16 protein-coding genes are annotated in these 17,142 nt (G+C 60.3%); 10 read left to right on the top strand and 6 right to left on the bottom strand.

Features of this window, described 5'->3' with window-relative positions:
• Nucleotides 1-130: 130 nt before the first annotated feature.
• From lpxC to IEX27_RS12270, 7 genes are all read left to right on the top strand, one after another.
• Nucleotides 131-1,045: a UDP-3-O-acyl-N-acetylglucosamine deacetylase gene (lpxC, locus tag IEX27_RS12300; protein WP_188721535.1), complete on the top strand. Its 915-nt coding sequence runs from the start codon at nucleotides 131-133 to the stop codon at nucleotides 1,043-1,045.
• Between the two features lie 247 nt (nucleotides 1,046-1,292).
• Nucleotides 1,293-2,159, top strand: a complete 867-nt coding sequence (locus IEX27_RS12295) for an outer membrane protein assembly factor BamD (RefSeq protein ID WP_188721360.1) — start codon at nucleotides 1,293-1,295, stop codon at nucleotides 2,157-2,159.
• Nucleotides 2,160-2,172: 13 nt separating this feature from the next.
• Nucleotides 2,173-3,849: a DNA repair protein RecN gene (gene recN, locus IEX27_RS12290; protein ID WP_188721359.1), complete on the top strand. Its 1,677-nt coding sequence runs from the start codon at nucleotides 2,173-2,175 to the stop codon at nucleotides 3,847-3,849.
• Between the two features lie 61 nt (nucleotides 3,850-3,910).
• Nucleotides 3,911-6,073, top strand: a complete 2,163-nt coding sequence (ligA, locus tag IEX27_RS12285) for an NAD-dependent DNA ligase LigA (protein WP_188721358.1) — start codon at nucleotides 3,911-3,913, stop codon at nucleotides 6,071-6,073.
• A gap of 38 nt (nucleotides 6,074-6,111) precedes the next feature.
• Complete coding sequence (locus tag IEX27_RS12280; RefSeq protein WP_244630349.1) at nucleotides 6,112-6,603, top strand: GNAT family N-acetyltransferase; 492 nt, start codon at nucleotides 6,112-6,114, stop codon at nucleotides 6,601-6,603.
• A gap of 95 nt (nucleotides 6,604-6,698) precedes the next feature.
• Nucleotides 6,699-7,445 carry an AzlC family ABC transporter permease gene (locus IEX27_RS12275; protein ID WP_188721356.1) on the top strand — a complete coding sequence of 249 codons (747 nt, stop codon included), beginning with the start codon at nucleotides 6,699-6,701 and terminating at the stop codon, nucleotides 7,443-7,445.
• Nucleotides 7,442-7,741, top strand: coding sequence for an AzlD family protein (locus IEX27_RS12270; RefSeq protein ID WP_188721355.1), 300 nt, complete (start codon nucleotides 7,442-7,444; stop codon nucleotides 7,739-7,741). The genes IEX27_RS12275 and IEX27_RS12270 overlap by 4 nt, the downstream gene beginning before the upstream one ends.
• A 12-nt stretch (nucleotides 7,742-7,753) precedes the next feature.
• Here the strand turns inward: IEX27_RS12270 and IEX27_RS12265 are convergent, their stop codons facing one another.
• The gene (locus IEX27_RS12265; RefSeq protein ID WP_188721354.1) at nucleotides 7,754-9,580 is read right to left on the bottom strand and encodes an aminopeptidase P family protein; all 1,827 of its coding nucleotides are present in this window, start codon (nucleotides 9,578-9,580) and stop codon (nucleotides 7,754-7,756) included.
• A 296-nt stretch (nucleotides 9,581-9,876) separates the two neighbouring features.
• Between IEX27_RS12265 and IEX27_RS12260 the strand changes: the two genes are divergently transcribed.
• Nucleotides 9,877-10,020, top strand: a complete 144-nt coding sequence (locus tag IEX27_RS12260; protein WP_188721353.1) for a hypothetical protein — start codon at nucleotides 9,877-9,879, stop codon at nucleotides 10,018-10,020.
• Nucleotides 10,021-10,168: 148 nt separating this feature from the next.
• Here IEX27_RS12260 and IEX27_RS12255 read toward each other — a convergent pair whose 3' ends face one another.
• The 3 genes from IEX27_RS12255 to IEX27_RS12245 are packed head-to-tail and all read right to left on the bottom strand — an operon-like array spanning nucleotide 10,169 to nucleotide 11,815.
• The gene (locus IEX27_RS12255; RefSeq protein WP_188721352.1) at nucleotides 10,169-11,044 is read right to left on the bottom strand and encodes a 50S ribosomal protein L11 methyltransferase; all 876 of its coding nucleotides are present in this window, start codon (nucleotides 11,042-11,044) and stop codon (nucleotides 10,169-10,171) included.
• Nucleotides 11,045-11,064: 20 nt separating this feature from the next.
• Nucleotides 11,065-11,643 (bottom strand): SCO family protein, encoded by a 579-nt coding sequence (locus IEX27_RS12250; protein WP_188721351.1) that lies wholly within the window; start codon nucleotides 11,641-11,643, stop codon nucleotides 11,065-11,067.
• Between the two features lie 28 nt (nucleotides 11,644-11,671).
• Entirely contained in the window at nucleotides 11,672-11,815 is a 144-nt protein-coding gene (locus IEX27_RS12245) for a hypothetical protein (RefSeq protein WP_188721350.1), read from the bottom strand.
• Between the two features lie 158 nt (nucleotides 11,816-11,973).
• On the opposite strand from IEX27_RS12245, the gene IEX27_RS12240 reads away from it, so the two are divergent.
• Both IEX27_RS12240 and IEX27_RS12235 read left to right on the top strand, forming a co-directional pair.
• Nucleotides 11,974-12,600, top strand: coding sequence for a DapH/DapD/GlmU-related protein (locus IEX27_RS12240; protein WP_188721349.1), 627 nt, complete (start codon nucleotides 11,974-11,976; stop codon nucleotides 12,598-12,600).
• Nucleotides 12,601-13,204: 604 nt separating this feature from the next.
• Nucleotides 13,205-13,687 (top strand): hypothetical protein, encoded by a 483-nt coding sequence (locus IEX27_RS12235; RefSeq protein ID WP_188721348.1) that lies wholly within the window; start codon nucleotides 13,205-13,207, stop codon nucleotides 13,685-13,687.
• A 276-nt stretch (nucleotides 13,688-13,963) separates the two neighbouring features.
• Here the strand turns inward: IEX27_RS12235 and IEX27_RS12230 are convergent, their stop codons facing one another.
• Both IEX27_RS12230 and IEX27_RS12225 read right to left on the bottom strand, forming a co-directional pair.
• Entirely contained in the window at nucleotides 13,964-16,474 is a 2,511-nt protein-coding gene (locus tag IEX27_RS12230; RefSeq protein ID WP_188721347.1) for an ATP-dependent helicase, read from the bottom strand.
• Nucleotides 16,475-16,723: 249 nt separating this feature from the next.
• Nucleotides 16,724-16,936: a hypothetical protein gene (locus tag IEX27_RS12225; RefSeq protein WP_188721346.1), complete on the bottom strand. Its 213-nt coding sequence runs from the start codon at nucleotides 16,934-16,936 to the stop codon at nucleotides 16,724-16,726.
• Between the last annotated feature and the right edge of the window lie 206 nt (nucleotides 16,937-17,142).

Here is a 17,142-nt window from a genome sequence, read left to right as displayed (position 1 = left end):
GCTTGATTTTGAAGTGGGCGCCTCGGCGCCCATTTCTTTTTCCATTATCGCGGCCGACTATTTTCTTCCGCCTTTTGCGTCCTGCCCGATTTTGGGTTTATGACGTCCACAGATCGATGACAGACACAGGATCGGTACCGTGGATCAGCAGACAACATTGAAGAAGCGCGTCAGCCTGTCCGGCGTCGGCGTACATAGCGGCAAACCGGTCACTGTCCATTTCAACCCTGCCACGGCGGGCGAGGGCATCGTCTTCAAGCGCGTCGATTCGGGCGCCGAGGGACGCTTGATCCGTGCTCACGCTTCGCAAGTCGCCAAGACCGACCTCTGCACCGTGATCGGAAACAACGATGGCGACCAGGTGATGACCATCGAGCACCTGATGTCCGCCGTGTCCGGGCTTGGCATCGACAATCTCCTGATTGAGATCGACAACTCCGAGGTTCCGATTCTCGATGGCAGTTCGATCATGTTCCTCGATGCGTTTGTGGAGGCAGGGATCGAGACCCTGCCAGCCAGCCGGCGTTTCATCCGCATCCTGAAGCCCGTGCGGGTCGAAGCTGGCGAGGCATGGGCCGAGCTTGTTCCCTATAATGGCACGCGCTTTGAAGTTGAGATCGACTTTGCAACGCCGGCCATTGGCCGGCAGAAGATCGGCCTCGATCTTAGCGCAAGAATCTACTCGCGAGAAATCTCCCATGCCCGCACCTTCGGCTTCATCAAGGATGTCGAATGGCTCTGGGCGGCAGGCCTGGCGCTCGGCTCGTCGCTCGAGAATTCGGTTGTGATCGGCGAGGACGATCGCGTCGTCAACGCCGCGGGGCTGCGCTACCCGGACGAATTCGTCCGCCACAAGACGCTTGATGCCATCGGCGATCTGGCTGTGATTGGCGGACCGATCATCGGCTGCTTCCGCTCCTACCGAAGCGGCCACCGGCTGAACGGAACGGTCGTGAAGGAAGTGCTCGCCGATCCATCTGCCTTTGAGATTGTGGAAGCCCGCAGGGCAGGGACTGGCTACGAGGACATTACGCGCGCAGAATAGGCTCGAAAACTTCGGGAATCACTTTGCAGGTTCTGCAATATCCGAAGTTCAGCGGAAACGAAGCCTGACGTTTGCTTTGCCTGCAGGCTTATGGAAGGTGGATATGTGGCTCAAAGCCTTGTGCCTGTTGTCATCCGCCTTAAAAATGTGCGATTGGGCAAGGATAGCATTGCCGGGGTTCCCGATTATGCGTATTGCATAAGCGCATGCGGAAGTGTTTGTCCTAACGCCGAGAGGGCGATTGAGAATGAGTTTTAGACGCGCAGCCAAGATCCATCTTCCGCTTAACTTTGCGAAGTTGGCGACAGCGGCTATTGCAGTTCCACTGTTCCTTGCAGGTTGCAACGCGGAGAAGGATCTCGATCTTTCGTCCTACGTTGAGAGCACGGAACCAGCGGACGTTCTCTACAACCAGGCACTCGCCAATCTTGAGGCCGGTCGCCTGACCGAAGCTTCGAAGAAGTTCGAGGCGGTCGACAAGCAGCATCCCTATTCGGAATATGCGCGCAAGGCGCTCATCATGGGCACCTTCACCAATTACCGCCAGGGCAAGTATGTTGAGGCGATCAACAGCGGCAAGCGCTTCGTGAACCTCTACCCGAGCGATCAGGATGCGGCTTATGCGCAGTACCTGATTGGTCTGAGCTACTTCCGTCAGATCAAGGACGTGACGCAAGACCAGGGCGATGCCCGCCGCACCATCGAGGCGATGGAAGAGGTGGTGCAGCGCTGGCCGGACTCCCAGTACGTCGCCGACGCAAAGGACAAGATCCGCGTTGCTCGCGATCAGCTCGCCGGCAAGGAAATGCAGGTTGGCCGCTACTATCTCGAGCGCCATGAATATATCGCTGCGATTCGCCGTTTCCGTGGCGTTGTCGAAAACTACGGCAATACCCGCCACGTGGAAGAGGCGCTCGCCCGCCTGACGGAAACCTATCTCGCGATGGGCATCTCGTCGGAAGCACAGACCGCGGCTGCCGTGCTCGGCCACAACTATCCCGACAGCCAGTGGTACAAGGATTCCTACAAGCTGCTGCAGTCGGGCGGTCTGGAGCCACGCGAGAACCGCGGCTCCTGGATCTCCAAGGCGGTCAAATCAGTCGTAGGAAGCTGACCAGGGGCAGGGAATGCTTTCCCACATCTCGATCCGTGACATTGTCCTGATTGAACGGCTCGATATTGATTTCGCCACGGGTCTCTCGGTCCTCACCGGTGAAACGGGTGCCGGCAAGTCGATTCTGCTCGATTCGCTTTCGCTGGCGCTTGGCGCGCGCGGCGACGCTTCGCTCGTACGCCATGGAGCCCAGCAGGGGCAGGTGACGGCCGTCTTCGACGTGCCGATGGATCACCCCGCACGCGAACTCCTGCGCGAAAACGGCATGGAGGACGATGGCGACATCATCCTTCGCCGCATCCAGAGCGGCGACGGCCGCTCACGCGTCTTCATCAACGACCAGCCATCAAGCGTTTCGCTGCTGCGCCAGATCGGCCATCATCTGGTCGAGATCCATGGTCAGCACGACGACCGCGCGCTGGTGGAAGCTGACGCTCATCGCGATCTGCTCGACGCCTTTGGCGGGCTCAAGGCGCTGACGGAAGAGGTCGCGAACGCCTATCGCGGCTATCGCAGCGCAGTGCAGGAGCTTTCCCGCCACCGCGCCCGCGTCGAGGCTGCGGCGCGTGAGGCGGACTACCTCAGGGCTTCCGTGGAAGAACTGGGCAAGCTCGACCCTCAGCCAGGCGAGGAAGACGAACTCGCCGAAGAGCGCGCCAAGATGATGCGCGCGGAAAAGATCGCTTCCGACATTTCAGACGCAGAGGAAGTTCTGTCTGGACAGAGTTCTCCTGTGCCGGCTCTTTCGAGCCTGCTGCGTCGTCTGCAGCGCAAGGCAGCTGAGGTGCCGGGTCTTCTGGACGAGATCATCCAGTGCCTCGACGTAGCCATGCTCAACCTCGACGCTGCGCAGAGCGCAGTCGACACTGCCATGCGTGCGACCGAGTTTGACCCGAAGCGTCTGGAGCAGGCCGAGGAGCGTCTGTTCGCGCTGCGTGCCGCTGGCCGCAAGTACAGCGTCCCTGTTTCGGAACTGCCGGCGCTGCGCGACCGGATGGATGCAGATCTTGCCGATCTCGACGCAGGCGAGGAACGCCTTATCGCGCTCGAAAAGGCAGTTGAAGACCTGCGCGTCGCATATGATGCGGCCGCCGCGTCTCTTTCCGAGGCCCGGCACGCAGCTTCAAGCGCTTTGGCTGATGCCGTCATGGCAGAGTTGCCGGCGCTGAAACTTGAGCGTGCCCGCTTCATCGTTCACATCGAGACCAATGCGGAAGAGCGTCAGGAAAGCGGTATCGACATCGTCGAATTCTGGGTGCAGACGAACCCTGGCACGCGCCCCGGTTCTATGATGAAGGTCGCTTCCGGTGGCGAGCTCTCGCGTTTTCTGTTGGCTCTCAAGGTGGCGCTCGCGGATCGCGGCTCGGCCCCGACGCTGGTCTTCGACGAGATCGATACCGGCGTGGGCGGTGCTGTAGCCGATGCGATCGGCCAGCGTCTCGCTCGTCTTTCCGCCAATGTGCAGGTGCTGGCGGTCACGCACGCGCCGCAGGTCGCAGCCCGTGCCCGCACCCACTACCTGATCTCGAAGGCTGGCAACGAGGATCTGGTGACCACCCGCGTCGCCGTGATGGATATTGAGGCGCGGCAGGAAGAGATTGCCCGCATGCTCGCCGGCGCCACTGTTACCGATGAAGCGCGGGCTGCGGCGGAACGTCTGCTGCGCGAGAACCTTGCCGTAGCCAGCTAGGCGGTTTATCCCCGCCTGCTTCGCACCCACTAGAATGCAGGCCGTTGTAGGATTCTTCCTTATGAGCACATCACAGATAGCTGTCGATCAGTTGACCGAGGAACAAGCTAGGGAAGAGCTTGCCCGTCTGGCCGCAGAGATCGCCGTGCATGACAAGCACTATCATGGGGAAGATGCGCCGGTCATTTCCGACGCGGAATATGATGCGCTGAAAGCGCGCAACGAGGCCATCGAACTGCGCTTCCCGCATCTGGTGCGGCCGGACAGCCCGTCGCTCCGCGTGGGTGCTGCGCCGTTGCCAACCTTTGCGCCGGTAACCCATTCGCGCCCGATGTTATCGCTTGGCAACGCCTTCAGCGATGAGGACGTGCAGGACTTTGTCGGCAGCGTCTACCGCTTTCTGGGCATGCTGCCGGACAACTCCATCGTGTTTACGGCAGAGCCGAAGATCGACGGCCTTTCCATGTCGATCCGCTACGAGAACGGCATTCTGGTTCGCGCCGCCACGCGTGGCGATGGTGCCACCGGCGAAAACGTGACGGCCAATATTCTGACCATCAACGAGATCCCGAAGCGGCTACCTAAGGGCGCGCCGGATGTCGTCGAGGTGCGCGGCGAAATCTATATGGCCAAGAGCGACTTCCTGGCTCTGAACGAGCAGCTGGCGGCTCAAGGCAAGCAGACCTTCGTCAATCCGCGCAACACGGCGGCGGGATCGCTTCGCCAGCTCGATGCCCGCGTGACGGCAGGCCGCAAGCTTCGCTTCTTCGCCTACGCCTGGGGCGAGATGTCTGAAACGCTGGCGGATACCCAGATGGGCTTTGTGGAGACGTTCAAGTCCTGGGGCTTCCCGGTCAATCCGCTGATGAAGCGTGTCAGCAGCGTTCAGGAACTCCTCGAACACTACCGCGAGATTGGGCTTGAGCGCCCGAAGCTCGATTATGACATCGATGGCGTCGTCTACAAGGTTGACCGTCTCGATCTGCAGAACCGCCTTGGCTTCCGCTCGCGCAGCCCGCGTTGGGCGATCGCGCACAAGTTTCCCGCAGAGCAGGCTTTCACGATTCTGCGCGGCATCGACATTCAGGTTGGCCGTACCGGCGCGCTGACGCCCGTGGCGCGTCTGGAACCCATCACCGTCGGCGGTGTGGTCGTCACCAATGCGACGCTCCACAACGAGGATTACATCAAGGGCATCGGCCTGAACGGCCAGCCCATCCGCGAGGGCCGCGATATCCGCGTCGGTGATACCGTCATCGTCCAGCGGGCTGGTGACGTGATCCCGCAGATCGTTGACGTGGTGCTGGAGAAGCGCCCGAGCGAAGCGAAGCCCTATGAATTCCCGCGCACCTGTCCGGTCTGCGGAAGCCATGCGGTGCGCGAGGAAGGCGAGGCGGTGCGCCGCTGCACGGGGGGTCTCATCTGCTCGGCGCAGGCGGTGGAGCGCATCCGCCACTTCGTGTCGCGCAATGCCTTCGACATCGAGGGCCTGGGCGAAAAGCAGGTCGAGTTCTTCTTCAACGCCGATGATCCATCACTGTCGATCCGCACACCCGCCGACATCTTCACCTTGCAGAAGCGCCAGCAGGCGTCGCTGCGCAAGCTGGAAAAGATCGACGGCTTCGGCACGGTGTCGGTCCGGAAGCTCTATGAAGCCATCGACGCGCGCCGGTCGATCGCGCTGAGCCGCTTCCTTTACGCCCTTGGCATGCGCCACGTGGGCGAGGTGAACGCGAAGCGCTTTGCCCGCGCCTTCGGCTCCTATGCGGCCTTTGAGCGTGTGGCGCGCGATGCGATGCCGCCGAGCGAGGGTAATCGCACCGACCGGGGCAACGAGGCCTGGCAGGAGTTGATCGGCGTGGAAGGGATCGGCTCCGTCGTGGCGGAAGCCGTTGTCGAATTCTTTAACGAGCCGCACAACCGGGAAGTGCTGGACGCCCTGCTGCAGGAAGTGACGCCGCAGGATGAAAAGCTGGAGGTGGCGGAAGGTTCTCCCGTGGCTGGCAAGACGATTGTCTTCACCGGGTCGCTTGAACGAATGTCCCGTGACGAGGCCAAGGCCATGGCCGAGCGCTACGGGGCGAAGACTGCAGGGTCCGTCTCCAAGAAGACGGATCTGCTGGTAGCGGGGCCGGGGGCTGGGTCTAAGCTTGCTAAGGCGCAGGAACTCGGCATTGAGGTCATCGACGAGGATGCCTGGTTCCTTCTTGTTGGAGAAGAGTAACTATGGTTGGCAGTGTTGAATCTGCACATTGGAGGGCGATGACACCTGAGGACGTGGATGAGGTGGACAGGATCGCGCAGATCGTCCACCCCGGGTTACCCGAGGACCGGGATGTTCTTGCGGAAAAGCTGAAGCTGCACCCGGAGGGCTGTTTCATCCTGTCAAATTCGGCTGATGGTACGACACTCGGATATCTGTTCAGCCACCCTTGGAAGGCTGCGGATGCCCCGGACCTGGATAGGCTCATTGGCGAGTTGCCTGAGCCCGAAGTCTACTACATCCACGACATTGCCCTTCTGCCTGCTGCTCGAGGACTGCGGGCCGGGCACACTGCATCTCGGATGATTGAGGCGCATGCGCGTGAGCTTGGATTTGAACGGATGGCGCTTGTCTCCGTAAACAATTCGACGGGGTTTTGGGTGCAGCAGGGGTTCCGGATCTTTCAGGTACCCGAACTGGCCGCCAAGCTCGAGACTTATGGATGCGACGCGGTCTATATGACGAGGATACTTGCAGAAAATCCTGCTTGATCAAAATAACTGATCAGACGTTTTGAAATCAGCCATGGCTAGCGGACGGGTCTTTCGCTAGCAATGCGTGTGAAATCGAAACGGCAGGAGTCGGGATGTCGGCACAACAGGCAACCCCACGTGACCAGTTTCTGGAAGGTATCGCACTCAGCCTTCCAGTTCTCGTTGGTGTGGCACCCTTTGGTGCATTGTTTGGAATGCTGGCCGTCGAACACAATTTCTCGGTGGGCGAGGCCATGTTCATGAGCGCATTCATCTATGCGGGCGCAAGCCAGCTGGTGGGTATAGAACTGTTCGGTTCCCACGTCGCGCCATGGTTGATCGTGCTGTCCATCTTTGCCGTGAACTTCCGGCTCGTGCTCTATTCAGCGGCCGTGGGGCGCTATCTGGCGCGCTGGCCGATCGGCAAGCAGATCATTGGATACTTCTTTCTGGTCGATCAGCTGTTCGCGGAGTCGGAGCGGCGGACATCGAGCGGGGTTCCGCTGCACTTCGCCTGGTACATGGGGATGGCGCTGACCGTTTACGTCACATGGCTCATCTCCACCTATCTCGGTGCCGTGTTCGGGCAGTTCATCCCCGATCCTCACGTGTTTGGCATCGATTTCCTTCTGACGATCTATTTCTTCTGCATCGTGCTGACGTTGCGCACGCGCCACAACTGGTTCCCGATAGCCGCGTCAAGCGCATTGGGCGCCATTCTGGGTTACAAGACCATCGGCTCGCCCTGGCATGTAACGGTGGGCGCCTTCGTTGGCGTTTTCGTCGGCGCCTTCCTTCCGCCCGTTGCCGCGAAAGACGAAGCAGCCGAGCACGACCACACCGGAGAGCGTAATCCGTGAGCACCACATTCTGGATCATCTTGGCCGGGGGGGTGCTGACCTACCTGACCCGCATCGGCGGTCATCTCGTGATTTCGCGTTTCGAGCGGCTTCATCCGCGCGTCGAAGCCGGATTGAACGCGGTGCCCGTCGCGGTTCTGACGACGCTTTTCGCGCCCGCTGTCGTGGAAGGTGGCCCGGCGGAGTGGATCGCCCTTGCGGCCGCCGCCGTGATTGCTTTCACCGGCGGCAGCTTCCTCCTCATGTTCCTGGTCGGCGCAGGACTGCTCGTGATCCTGCGTCAGTTCTTCGGTTAGAGCGCACTGCCGTCAGATGACGGCAGTTGCCTGTTCCAGCCACTTGGCTGTCTCTGGCGCGACCAACGGCGAGATCTCCTGATAGACCCGGCGGTGGTAGGCGTTGAGCCATGCCCGCTCTTCTTCCGTCAGCAGCGCTGGCTCAATGAGCCTGCGGTCGATGGGCGCCAGCGTCAGCGTCTCGAACGAATGCATCGGGATGTCGCCGCCTTCGACGGGCTCTGCCGGTGAGACGATGATCAGATTCTCGATGCGGATGCCGTAGTGGCCGGGCTTGTAGTAGCCGGGCTCATTCGAAAGGATCATGCCGGGCGCAAGCTTGGTCACACCGGTCTTGGCAATACGCTGTGGGCCTTCATGCACGGAGAGGTAGGAGCCGACGCCGTGGCCGGTGCCGTGGTTGTAGTCGAGGCCATGCCGCCAGAGCGCATTGCGCGCGAACGCGTCGATGTCCGCTCCGCGCGTGCCCTCGGGGAAACGCAGGAGCGAGATGGCGATCATGCCCTTGAGCACCAGCGTGAAGCGCTTGCGCATCTCTTCGGTCGGCTGGCCCACGGCGACGGTGCGCGTGATGTCGGTGGTGCCATCGAAGAACTGGCCGCCGGAATCGACCAGCAGCAGTTCGCCGGGCGCTGACTTGCGGTTGCTCTGCTCGGTCACGCGGTAGTGGGGCAGGGCGGCGTTCGGACCCTCGCCGCAGATCGTGCCAAAGGAGATATCCTTCAGCGGCATCTGCATCGCTTCACCCACCTTCACGCGAATTGCCTCAAGCTGCTCGACCACCTTGATCTCGGTGAGCGAACCGGCATCCTGCGCATCCAGCCAGGCAAGGAACTCGGTAATTGCTGCACCATCGCGCACATGCGCCTTGCGCGTACCGGCGAGTTCCGTCTCGTTCTTCATGGCGCGGGGAAGGGCCGCCGGATCAGCAAAGTGAACGACCGTTCCGCCGTTCTCCTCAACGACTTCCCGCAGCAGATCCGCCGCCAGGTTCTCGTCCAGGCCGACCTTGGCTCCGGCCTTCGCAAGGGCTGCCAGCTCGGTGGTGAGCGCGGATGGCGCATATAGCTCCGCGAGGCTGGTGAGGTGAGCCTTCGCCTCCTGATCAAGCTTCCGCTCGTCCAGGAAGAGCTTGGGCTTGGCCGAAGCCGACAGGATGACAAAGCCCAATGCCAGCGGCGTGTGCGGTACGTCACTGCCGCGGATGTTGAAGGCCCAGGCAAGCGACGCCGGATCGGTCAGCACCGTGTGGTCCACGCCCTCTGCCTTGAGCTTGCCTGCCAACGTCGCGAGCTTTTCCTCGGCGGCAACACCGGCATATTTCAGCGGGTGGACGATGACCGGGCCGACAGGCTCGTCTGGACGATCCTCCCAGACGGCATCGATCAGGTTGCGCTTGAGCGGAACGGCTGAAGCTCCAGCCTTTGCCAGCGCCTTCTGCAGGGCGCGCACTTCGCCAACGGTGTGCAGCCAGGGGTCGAAGCCAACCTTCGCTCCCGTGGAAAGATTGCTCTTCATCCACTCGCGCGGCGGGTTGTCGACAAGGCTATCGACCTCGAAGAGGGCCGGATCGGTCTGCTCACCGGCCTGAACCGTATAGCGTCCGTCAACGAAGAGAACGGCGCGATCCTTCAGGATAACGGCGGCGCCTGCCGACCCGGTGAAGCCGGTGATCCAGGCGAGACGTTCGGAGCAGGGGGCGACGTACTCACCCTGGTGCTGATCAGCGCGCGGCACGAGAAGCGCATCCAGCCCTTCTTCGGCCATAAGTGCACGCAGCCTTGCGAGGCGCGGCTTGGCCTGGGACGGATCGGAGGTTGTCTTGAAGGATTGGAACATTTGCTACTCCGCACGAAAGCTTAGAGCGAGAAGACCCAGAAGGTCGGATCAGGATTTTCGCCGTTGGACCCGTGATCCAGAACGGTGATGCAGGGCGTGAAACTTAGACCATTTCGCACCCGAATGGAAACGACGCCCGCGGCCTGATCTCAGTTTTATTTCTCTGCGGAAGCGTCTGAAGTTGCGGCGTTTTGTGCAATGCAAAATAACAATGCTGCCATGCAGCGAAATCGTTGGTTACCGGCAGCTCGTCTACCTATATTGATGATGCAGACAACAGAGAAGGAGAATGCAAAATGGCCAATTCTAAGGGAATTTTTCGGTCCATGCTGGACTCGATGATCGCAGCACGCGAAGCACAGGCAGCCCGTTACGTCCGTCAGGCTCGCGCCATGCTCGACAACGACATGCAGCAGACCCGCGCAGCCAAGCAGAAATAATCTGATATGCGCAGGCCGGAAAAATGCTAGGCCGCAACCGGTAACTCATGGGTTGCGGCAGGCTCCGGCAGAAGAACTGAGAGGGCACAGCCCCGGTTCTCGATGGAAGTATCTACGGGAAACCTTTTCCCGCTCTCCCTTAAAAAGCTCAGCGCTTCATGTGGATCGTCACCCAGCCTTCGCGATGAAGGGTCGTGATGTGACGGAATCCCTGGCCGACATAGGCCGCGACCACCTGATCGCGCTGCTTGTCCAATATCCCTGACAGAATGATCGAGCCGCCTGGCTTCAGGTGGCGGGCCATATCCGGCGCAAGCTTCATCAGCGGGCGCGCGAGAATATTGGCGACGATCAGTCCGAACGGCTTTCGCTGACCGAAGATCGGGTTGTGAAAGCCCGGCGCAGTCGCGGTCTCCACCCAAGCGGACACTTCATTGATGGCAACATTTTCACGCGCCACCCGGACGGCAACGGGATCGATGTCGGTTGCGAGCACCGGAATGCGGCGCAGCTTCGCGATGGCAATGGCGAGCACGGCGCTGCCCGTGCCGAGGTCGAGCGCATTACGCGGGTTCTCACGCTTCAGCACCCGGTCAATCATTTCAAGGCATCCGGACGTGGTGCCATGATGCCCGGTGCCGAACGCCAAACCCGCGTCGATCTGGATGGCCAGATCTCCCGAGTTCACCTTGTCGCTATCATGCGACCCATGGATGAAGAAGCGGCCGGCGCGGACTGCATGCAGACCCTCCAGCGAATGAGTGACCCAGTCGATGTCGGGCACTTCTTCTTCGCCGATCTTGACAGAGAAGGGGAGGTCGGCCAGCAGGCTTTGCATCCGGGTGCGGAGCGGCTGGGTGTCGCCATCGAGCACATAGACCGAGACCTCGTGCAGGTCGGCGTCTTCATCGACCTCCCACATGGAAATCGGAACCCCGTCTTCCTCGAGTGCCCTTTCCAGATGCTGGAATGCCTGCGTGGCCTGAGGGCCGAGAGCTTGGAAGAAGAGACGGGTCTGCGGCATGGTCGTAAGGTCCGGTTGAATCAGCCTTCCCTTATCAGCCTCTTGAGCTTCGCTAAAGCTGTTTCAGGATTTTCCTGGTAGGCGATCGTGCCGAAGAAGTCGCCATCGCTGTCCAGCAGCAGCACCGATGCGGTGTGATCCATGGTGTAGTCACCGTTTTCCAGCTCAACCTTCTTGGCGAAGATGCGGAAGTCTTTCGCCATCTCCATCACCTTGGCAGGCTCGCCGGTGATGCCTGTGATGTGGCCGGAAAAGTTTCCGAGATAGGCTTTCATCACCTCTGGCGTATCACGCTCCGGGTCGATGGAAACGAAATAGGCGCCCATCTTGTCGGCGTCGGAGCCGAGCTGCTCGATCCAGCCGCCGAGCTCGAAGAGCGTCGTGGGGCAGACTTCCGGGCAATGCGTGAAGCCGAAGAACACAGCCGTCGGCTTGCCGCGGAAAGCCTGCTCGGTGATCTTTTCCCCGTTGTGGTCAACCAGCTCGAACGGTGCGCCGAAGGCGACAACCTTGGAGGAACCCGACTGCGTCCACAGATAGGTGGCCACGCCTGCGGCAAGCACCAGAACTGCAGTCACGCACAGTACGATATAACGCATTGTTCTTCAGACCCGAGGAAGAGGATTGTCAAAGGCACCAGGCAAGGCCCGTTTCCGCCAGGGCGAGAAACAGAGCGGCGCCGCGCTCGAACCACATGCCCATCCCCCAGCCGCCGATCATGGCCAGCACGATCCCTGCGGCGGCGATCTTGAAGAGGGTTGGATATGTCAACTGGGCGGTTCTCATGGCTTCAAGATAGTCTTTGCTGTCTAATAAGCAAAGGTGCAAACGGTCGCAAATGCGTGAACAGCTTGCGTCTCTTCGCTGGCGACCCTAGACCACACATGACCGGTCGGATCCGCACCGGTAGCCGCGCTCGGAAGGACGCCATGGAAGACACCCGCTTTACAGACCCGCAGCCCAAGATCCATACGACGGCCGAGTTGCGGGGGTGCCGCATGGGGCGCTATTGCTCAGTTGGAGAGCGCGTGAGCCTCGCCAATGTAACCATGGGCGACTTCAGCTACATCCAGCGTCATTCCGAAGGGATATACGCCACCATCGGCAAGTTCTGTTCGATAGCGGCCAACGTCCGCATCAATGCGCTCGAGCACCCGATGGAACGCATCACCACCCACAAGGTGAGCTATCGGCCGAATGAGTATTTCCGCTTTCAGAAGCTGGATGCGGACTTCCGCAGGCGCCGCATGGAGAAGCCCGTCACCATCGGCAATGATGTCTGGATAGGCCACGGTGCGGTCATCATGCCGGGTGTGACGATCGGCGACGGTGCCGTGATAGGAGCAAATGCGGTGGTTACCCGCGACGTTGCACCCTATACGGTGGTTGGGGGAGTGCCGGCGCGGGTAATCCGCCCTCGTTTTGCACCGGAGACGGCCAGAAAGCTCATGGGCCTGGCATGGTGGGACTGGCCGTTAGAAAAGCTGTTTACTGCCGTCCCGGATATGCAGACGCTGTCTGCTGAAGAGTTCGTCGCGAAGTGGACTGACGCCTAGTCTTTCGGAAGTTCCCTTCCGCTGAACGGCAGCGGAAGGGACTGGAGGTCATCGCGTTTCCGCGATTCGTGTCCGATAGGCAGGGTCACGTGTTCACAGTTAAAGCGGTATAGTGTTAAAAGTTCATTTATTTTTACCGCAACTTGCAGGTGTACCTGGTTGAGTATCTGTGCTGGATATTGAACTGGCGACAGTTGATAGAGATGGCTCGGAGGCAAGATTGATTGCGAAAATCTATTCTAGGGAGTCTTCAGGTAGTGAACGTGTTATCAAATACAGCTTCGCGCCCGTCTGTCTTTGATCGCCAGAGAAACAGCTGTGGAATGATCATTCGTGCTTTAGAGCAGCAAATTGATATGGAAAGCATCAATTTGTTGTTGATACATACTTACTTTGAAGTATTCAATTATGCTATAAATATCGGGAAATTCAGAAAATCATAATATATGTTATCGAACTGCACGCCTTGGTTGTGGCTGTATTTCGGGGCAGCCCGGAGTGGATACTTACTGGCGCATGGCGAGTATTGACACCGCGATCGATTATGTAGCCAAATGCGCAGGATTACAGCCTTTAAGGCATGTAACTAGGTTGGGGCGCCGTCATGAACAAGAACTTTGTTGAACTGAAACAGCAGCTGAATGAACTGTCGGAAACGATAAACAGGTTCGACTCTGAAGCAGTGCAATTGCGGATCGTCGAGCTGTTGTTCAACCAGACATCGGGTACAGTCGGAACTTCGGGAATGGCCGAGGAGGCCAATTCCTATGAAGCTGGCCCAGTCGCGGAGCCGAGGAGCGCTCCGGCTTCATCCCCGTCGCGTGGCCAGTCACGTGGGGGAGGCAAGCGCGGTGGCGAAGCGGCCACGCCGAGCGCCAGCGGCGCCGTTGCCGCACTGGCTCGGTTGGTCGATAGCGACTTCTTCACCGAGAAGCGGACGATTGGCGACGTTGTGAAGAAGTGTGAAGAAGATTTTGGCGTGCGCTACAAATCTAACGCCTTCTCCGGACCGCTTTCGCGCTATGCGGCCAGCGGAGTACTGAAGCGGGACAAGAACGCCGAAGGAAAGTTCGCCTATTTCAAGTAGGCTTAAGCTTTCGGTTAAGGCCATCGGCATCGAATGGATATCCGCCAGGTCGCTCGGCGGATCGTAGGTTTAATTGCGATTGGACCCACTCGGCCCTTCAGGGGCCGGTGCCGACAGGTACGTCAGGCTACGACTGATCGCTCTTTCCGGACGTGCGCGGATGGCGCAGCCCGCGGATGGAAAACGGGTTAACAGACGACTTGCCGGCGGCGCGAGCTTGGCCGTTCTCACTGTGAGATTTGTGCAGCTCACAGTGAGAGATAGTGCGAACAAGCCTCAAACAGGCTCCACGAACCCGTCCAGAACCCGCTTCTGGCCCGCCTTGTCGAAGTCGATGGTAAGCTTGTTACCTTCGATCGAGGCGATGTTTCCATTGCCGAATTTCAGGTGGAATACCCTGTCACCCACCTTGAAGCGGGAGGGCTCCGTCGCAACCGACTTGGCGACGAGTTCACCATCGATCGTCTTGCCTTTGACCGAGCCGCGGCCTGCGCCATAGCCGGAATCCGTTTCGCCGTAGCCAATGCGCTCCACCTGATGGCCTGAGCGTGACCCCCAGTTGCGGGACGTGGCCTCGTTGCGGTTCTTTTGCGCGCGCTGCCAGCCGGGCGTGCTGTATGTGTTTGAAAAGGCCGGGCTCGCATCATCGAAACGCGAAGCGCCGTATGGGTTTGGCCTTCCGGGATAGCCGGAATGGCCGTATCCGCCATAGGCGCCGCCGGCCTCGACCACTTCCACGTGACTTTCTGGAAGCTCGTCCAGGAACCGCGAGGGTATGGTCGACTGCCACAGACCATGGATACGCCGGTTTGAGGTAAACCAGATGTGCAGGTTCTTCTTGGCGCGGGTAACGCCCACATAGGCGAGCCGCCGCTCTTCCTCGAGACCTGTACGGCCGCCCTCGTCGAGCGCCCTCTGGTGCGGGAAAAGGCCTTCCTCCCAGCCAGGCAGGAAGACGGTGTCGAACTCGAGACCTTTAGCCGAGTGGAGCGTCATCAGGCTGATCGCGTCCTGCTCGTCGTTCTGCTCGGCGTCCATCACCAGTGAGACGTGTTCGAGGAACGCTCGCAGGCTCTCATAGCTCTCCATATTGGTGATGAGCTCCTTGAGGTTCTCGAGCCGTCCCGGTGCCTCCGGGGTGCGATCGTTCTTCCACATGTCCACGTAGCCGGACTCTTCGAGGATCAGCTCGGCCAGTTCCGTATGCGGCGTGCGGTCGATCAGCCCCTGCCAACGCTCAAACGATTCCACGAGGTTTCTCAGCGCGGCGCGCGGCTTCGGCTTCATTTCCTCGGTGCCGATGAGATCGCGCGCTGCCTGCAGCAAGGTGGTCCCACGGGCGCGAGCGGTATCGTGCATCAGGCGGAGAGCAGCCTCACCAAGCCCGCGCTTCGGCACGTTGATGATGCGTTCGAGCGCCAGATCATCGGCTCCCTGCGCAACCACGCGGAAATAGGCCAGGGCATCGCGGATTTCCTGCCGCTCATAGAAGCGGGGACCGCCTATGACGCGATAGTTAAGGCCGAGCGTGACGAAGCGATCTTCGAAGGCGCGCATCTGGAAGGAAGCGCGCACGAGGATCGCCATGTCATTCAGCGCATGGCTCTTGCTCTGCAGGGCCTCGACCTCTTCGCCGATGGCGCGGGCCTCCTCGTCGGAATCCCAGGCGGCATGAACCTTGACGCGTGCATCGTCGGGATCGCTGCGTTCCGTGAACAGCGTCTTCCCGAGACGGCCCTCGTTGTGCGCAATCAGGTGGGACGCCGCGCCAAGTATGTGCGCGGTCGAACGGTAATTGCGTTCCAGGCGGATGACGGTCGCACCCGGAAAATCCTTCTCGAAGCGCAGGATGTTGTCCACCTCCGCGCCGCGCCAGCCGTAGATCGACTGGTCGTCGTCACCGACGCAGCAGATGTTGACCGGCATGCGGCTGCCGTCATCGGCCTGTCGCCGCTGGGCGAGCAGGCGCAGCCACATGTACTGAGCCGTATTGGTGTCCTGATACTCATCCACCAGGATGTAGCGGAATTTCGAATGATACTCGCGTAGCACGTCCGGATGTTCGCGGAAGATGCGAATCGGCAGCATCAGCAGGTCGCCGAAATCTGTAGCGTTGAGGGTCTTCAGCCGGTCCTGGTAAGCCTGGTAGAGCAGGCGGCCCTTGCCGTTGCCGAATGCGCGCGCGTCGCCTTCCGGGATTTCTGCGGGGGCGAGTCCCTTGTTTTTCCAGCCGTCGATGAGCCCCGCCATCTGGCGAGCGGGCCAGCGCTTGTCGTCCAGGCCCTCAGCCTGGATGAGCTGCTTCAGGAGCCGGATCTGGTCGTCGGTATCAAGGATCGAGAATGTGGAGGAGAGACCGACGAGCTCCGCATGGCGGCGAAGGATCTTCACGCCGATCGAGTGGAAGGTGCCGAGCCAGGGCATGCCTTCGACGGCTTCGCCGACGAGAACGCCGATACGCACCTTCATTTCGCGTGCGGCCTTGTTGGTAAAGGTCACCGCGAGGATCTGCGAAGGATAGGCGCGTCCGGTGGCCAGAATATGCGCAATACGCGTGGTGAGCACACGGGTCTTGCCCGTTCCAGCACCTGCGAGCACAAGAACTGGTCCTTCGGTCGTTTCGACCGCCTGCCGCTGCTCCTGGTTGAGCCCGTCGAGATAGCGCGGCGCAGCATTGCGCGCCGCCATGGCGCGGGCTGCGATGCCGCCTTGGCGCGGTGCCGGCGCGGCTGGTACGAAATTGTCTTCATCGCCGAAAAACGGCAGATCGTCCGGGTAACCTGTCATGTATTCCGCATCTAGTTTTCGGCCGAGACGGCACGACGTTTTCCTTTTGTACCGGTTTGTGGCATCCGGGCCAAGGCTTAACGTCGAAATCCACGAAGCTTAGTTGGAAGTGGTCAGGGCAATTGTTCGCACGTTCCCGTGGCGCTTCGATGGCGCTCCGGTGCGACGTAGATAGACGCGGAGACCCGAGCCTTCAATGGCAGGCGCCGGCCAGAAAGGAGGGTAGTCTTGCGATTGGGGGGGCTGCGCCTACTGCTGCTTGCGCTCGTCGTTGGTGCGCAATTCCCGGGCGCGGCGCAGGATGGCCCGGGCAAAAATGATTTCCATCGGTATTGCCCCGTTCCGCCCCTTGATGGCTCTCAGCTCTTCATCCAGGCGCTTGAAGGCGCGTGCAAGCTTGTAGTTGCTGATGCGGGGGTCCTCGGCGAGGTTCTGCGACATCTTCTGCACGTCAATCTTCACCGTTGCCTCCGGTCAGCTCCAACTCGCATGGCATAGCTCCTCCGTGGAGCGGCGCATGTCCTGTCAGGTTGAGTGAAACCCAGCGGTCGCGGGTTGCAAAGGCGTTTATGGTTAGCTGACAGCCAATGTTGCCGTAACTGCTGGCCTAGGAAACGTGACCCGCGAGTGTTTATGTGTTGCTACTGGCTTATGGGTGCCGAATGCCG

The organism is Nitratireductor aestuarii (assembly GCF_014641695.1).
Taxonomy (GTDB): domain Bacteria; phylum Pseudomonadota; class Alphaproteobacteria; order Rhizobiales; family Rhizobiaceae; genus Chelativorans; species Chelativorans aestuarii.
This window is presented reverse-complemented; position numbering and strand designations above follow the sequence as displayed.

What these genes read in the sequence shown, in the direction of transcription:
- IEX27_RS12295 (WP_188721360.1), top strand. Translation starts at nt 1,293, where the DNA reads ATGAGTTTTAGACGCGCAGCCAAGATCCATCTTCCGCTTAACTTTGCG.
- recN (WP_188721359.1), top strand. Translation starts at nt 2,173, where the DNA reads ATGCTTTCCCACATCTCGATCCGTGACATTGTCCTGATTGAACGGCTC.
- ligA (WP_188721358.1), top strand. Translation starts at nt 3,911, where the DNA reads ATGAGCACATCACAGATAGCTGTCGATCAGTTGACCGAGGAACAAGCT.
- IEX27_RS12280 (WP_244630349.1), top strand. Translation starts at nt 6,112, where the DNA reads ATGACACCTGAGGACGTGGATGAGGTGGACAGGATCGCGCAGATCGTC.
- IEX27_RS12275 (WP_188721356.1), top strand. Translation starts at nt 6,699, where the DNA reads ATGTCGGCACAACAGGCAACCCCACGTGACCAGTTTCTGGAAGGTATC.
- IEX27_RS12265 (WP_188721354.1), bottom strand. Translation starts at nt 9,580, where the DNA reads ATGTTCCAATCCTTCAAGACAACCTCCGATCCGTCCCAGGCCAAGCCG.
- IEX27_RS12260 (WP_188721353.1), top strand. Translation starts at nt 9,877, where the DNA reads ATGGCCAATTCTAAGGGAATTTTTCGGTCCATGCTGGACTCGATGATC.
- IEX27_RS12255 (WP_188721352.1), bottom strand. Translation starts at nt 11,044, where the DNA reads ATGCCGCAGACCCGTCTCTTCTTCCAAGCTCTCGGCCCTCAGGCCACG.
- IEX27_RS12250 (WP_188721351.1), bottom strand. Translation starts at nt 11,643, where the DNA reads ATGCGTTATATCGTACTGTGCGTGACTGCAGTTCTGGTGCTTGCCGCA.
- IEX27_RS12240 (WP_188721349.1), top strand. Translation starts at nt 11,974, where the DNA reads ATGGAAGACACCCGCTTTACAGACCCGCAGCCCAAGATCCATACGACG.
- IEX27_RS12235 (WP_188721348.1), top strand. Translation starts at nt 13,205, where the DNA reads ATGAACAAGAACTTTGTTGAACTGAAACAGCAGCTGAATGAACTGTCG.
- IEX27_RS12230 (WP_188721347.1), bottom strand. Translation starts at nt 16,474, where the DNA reads ATGACAGGTTACCCGGACGATCTGCCGTTTTTCGGCGATGAAGACAAT.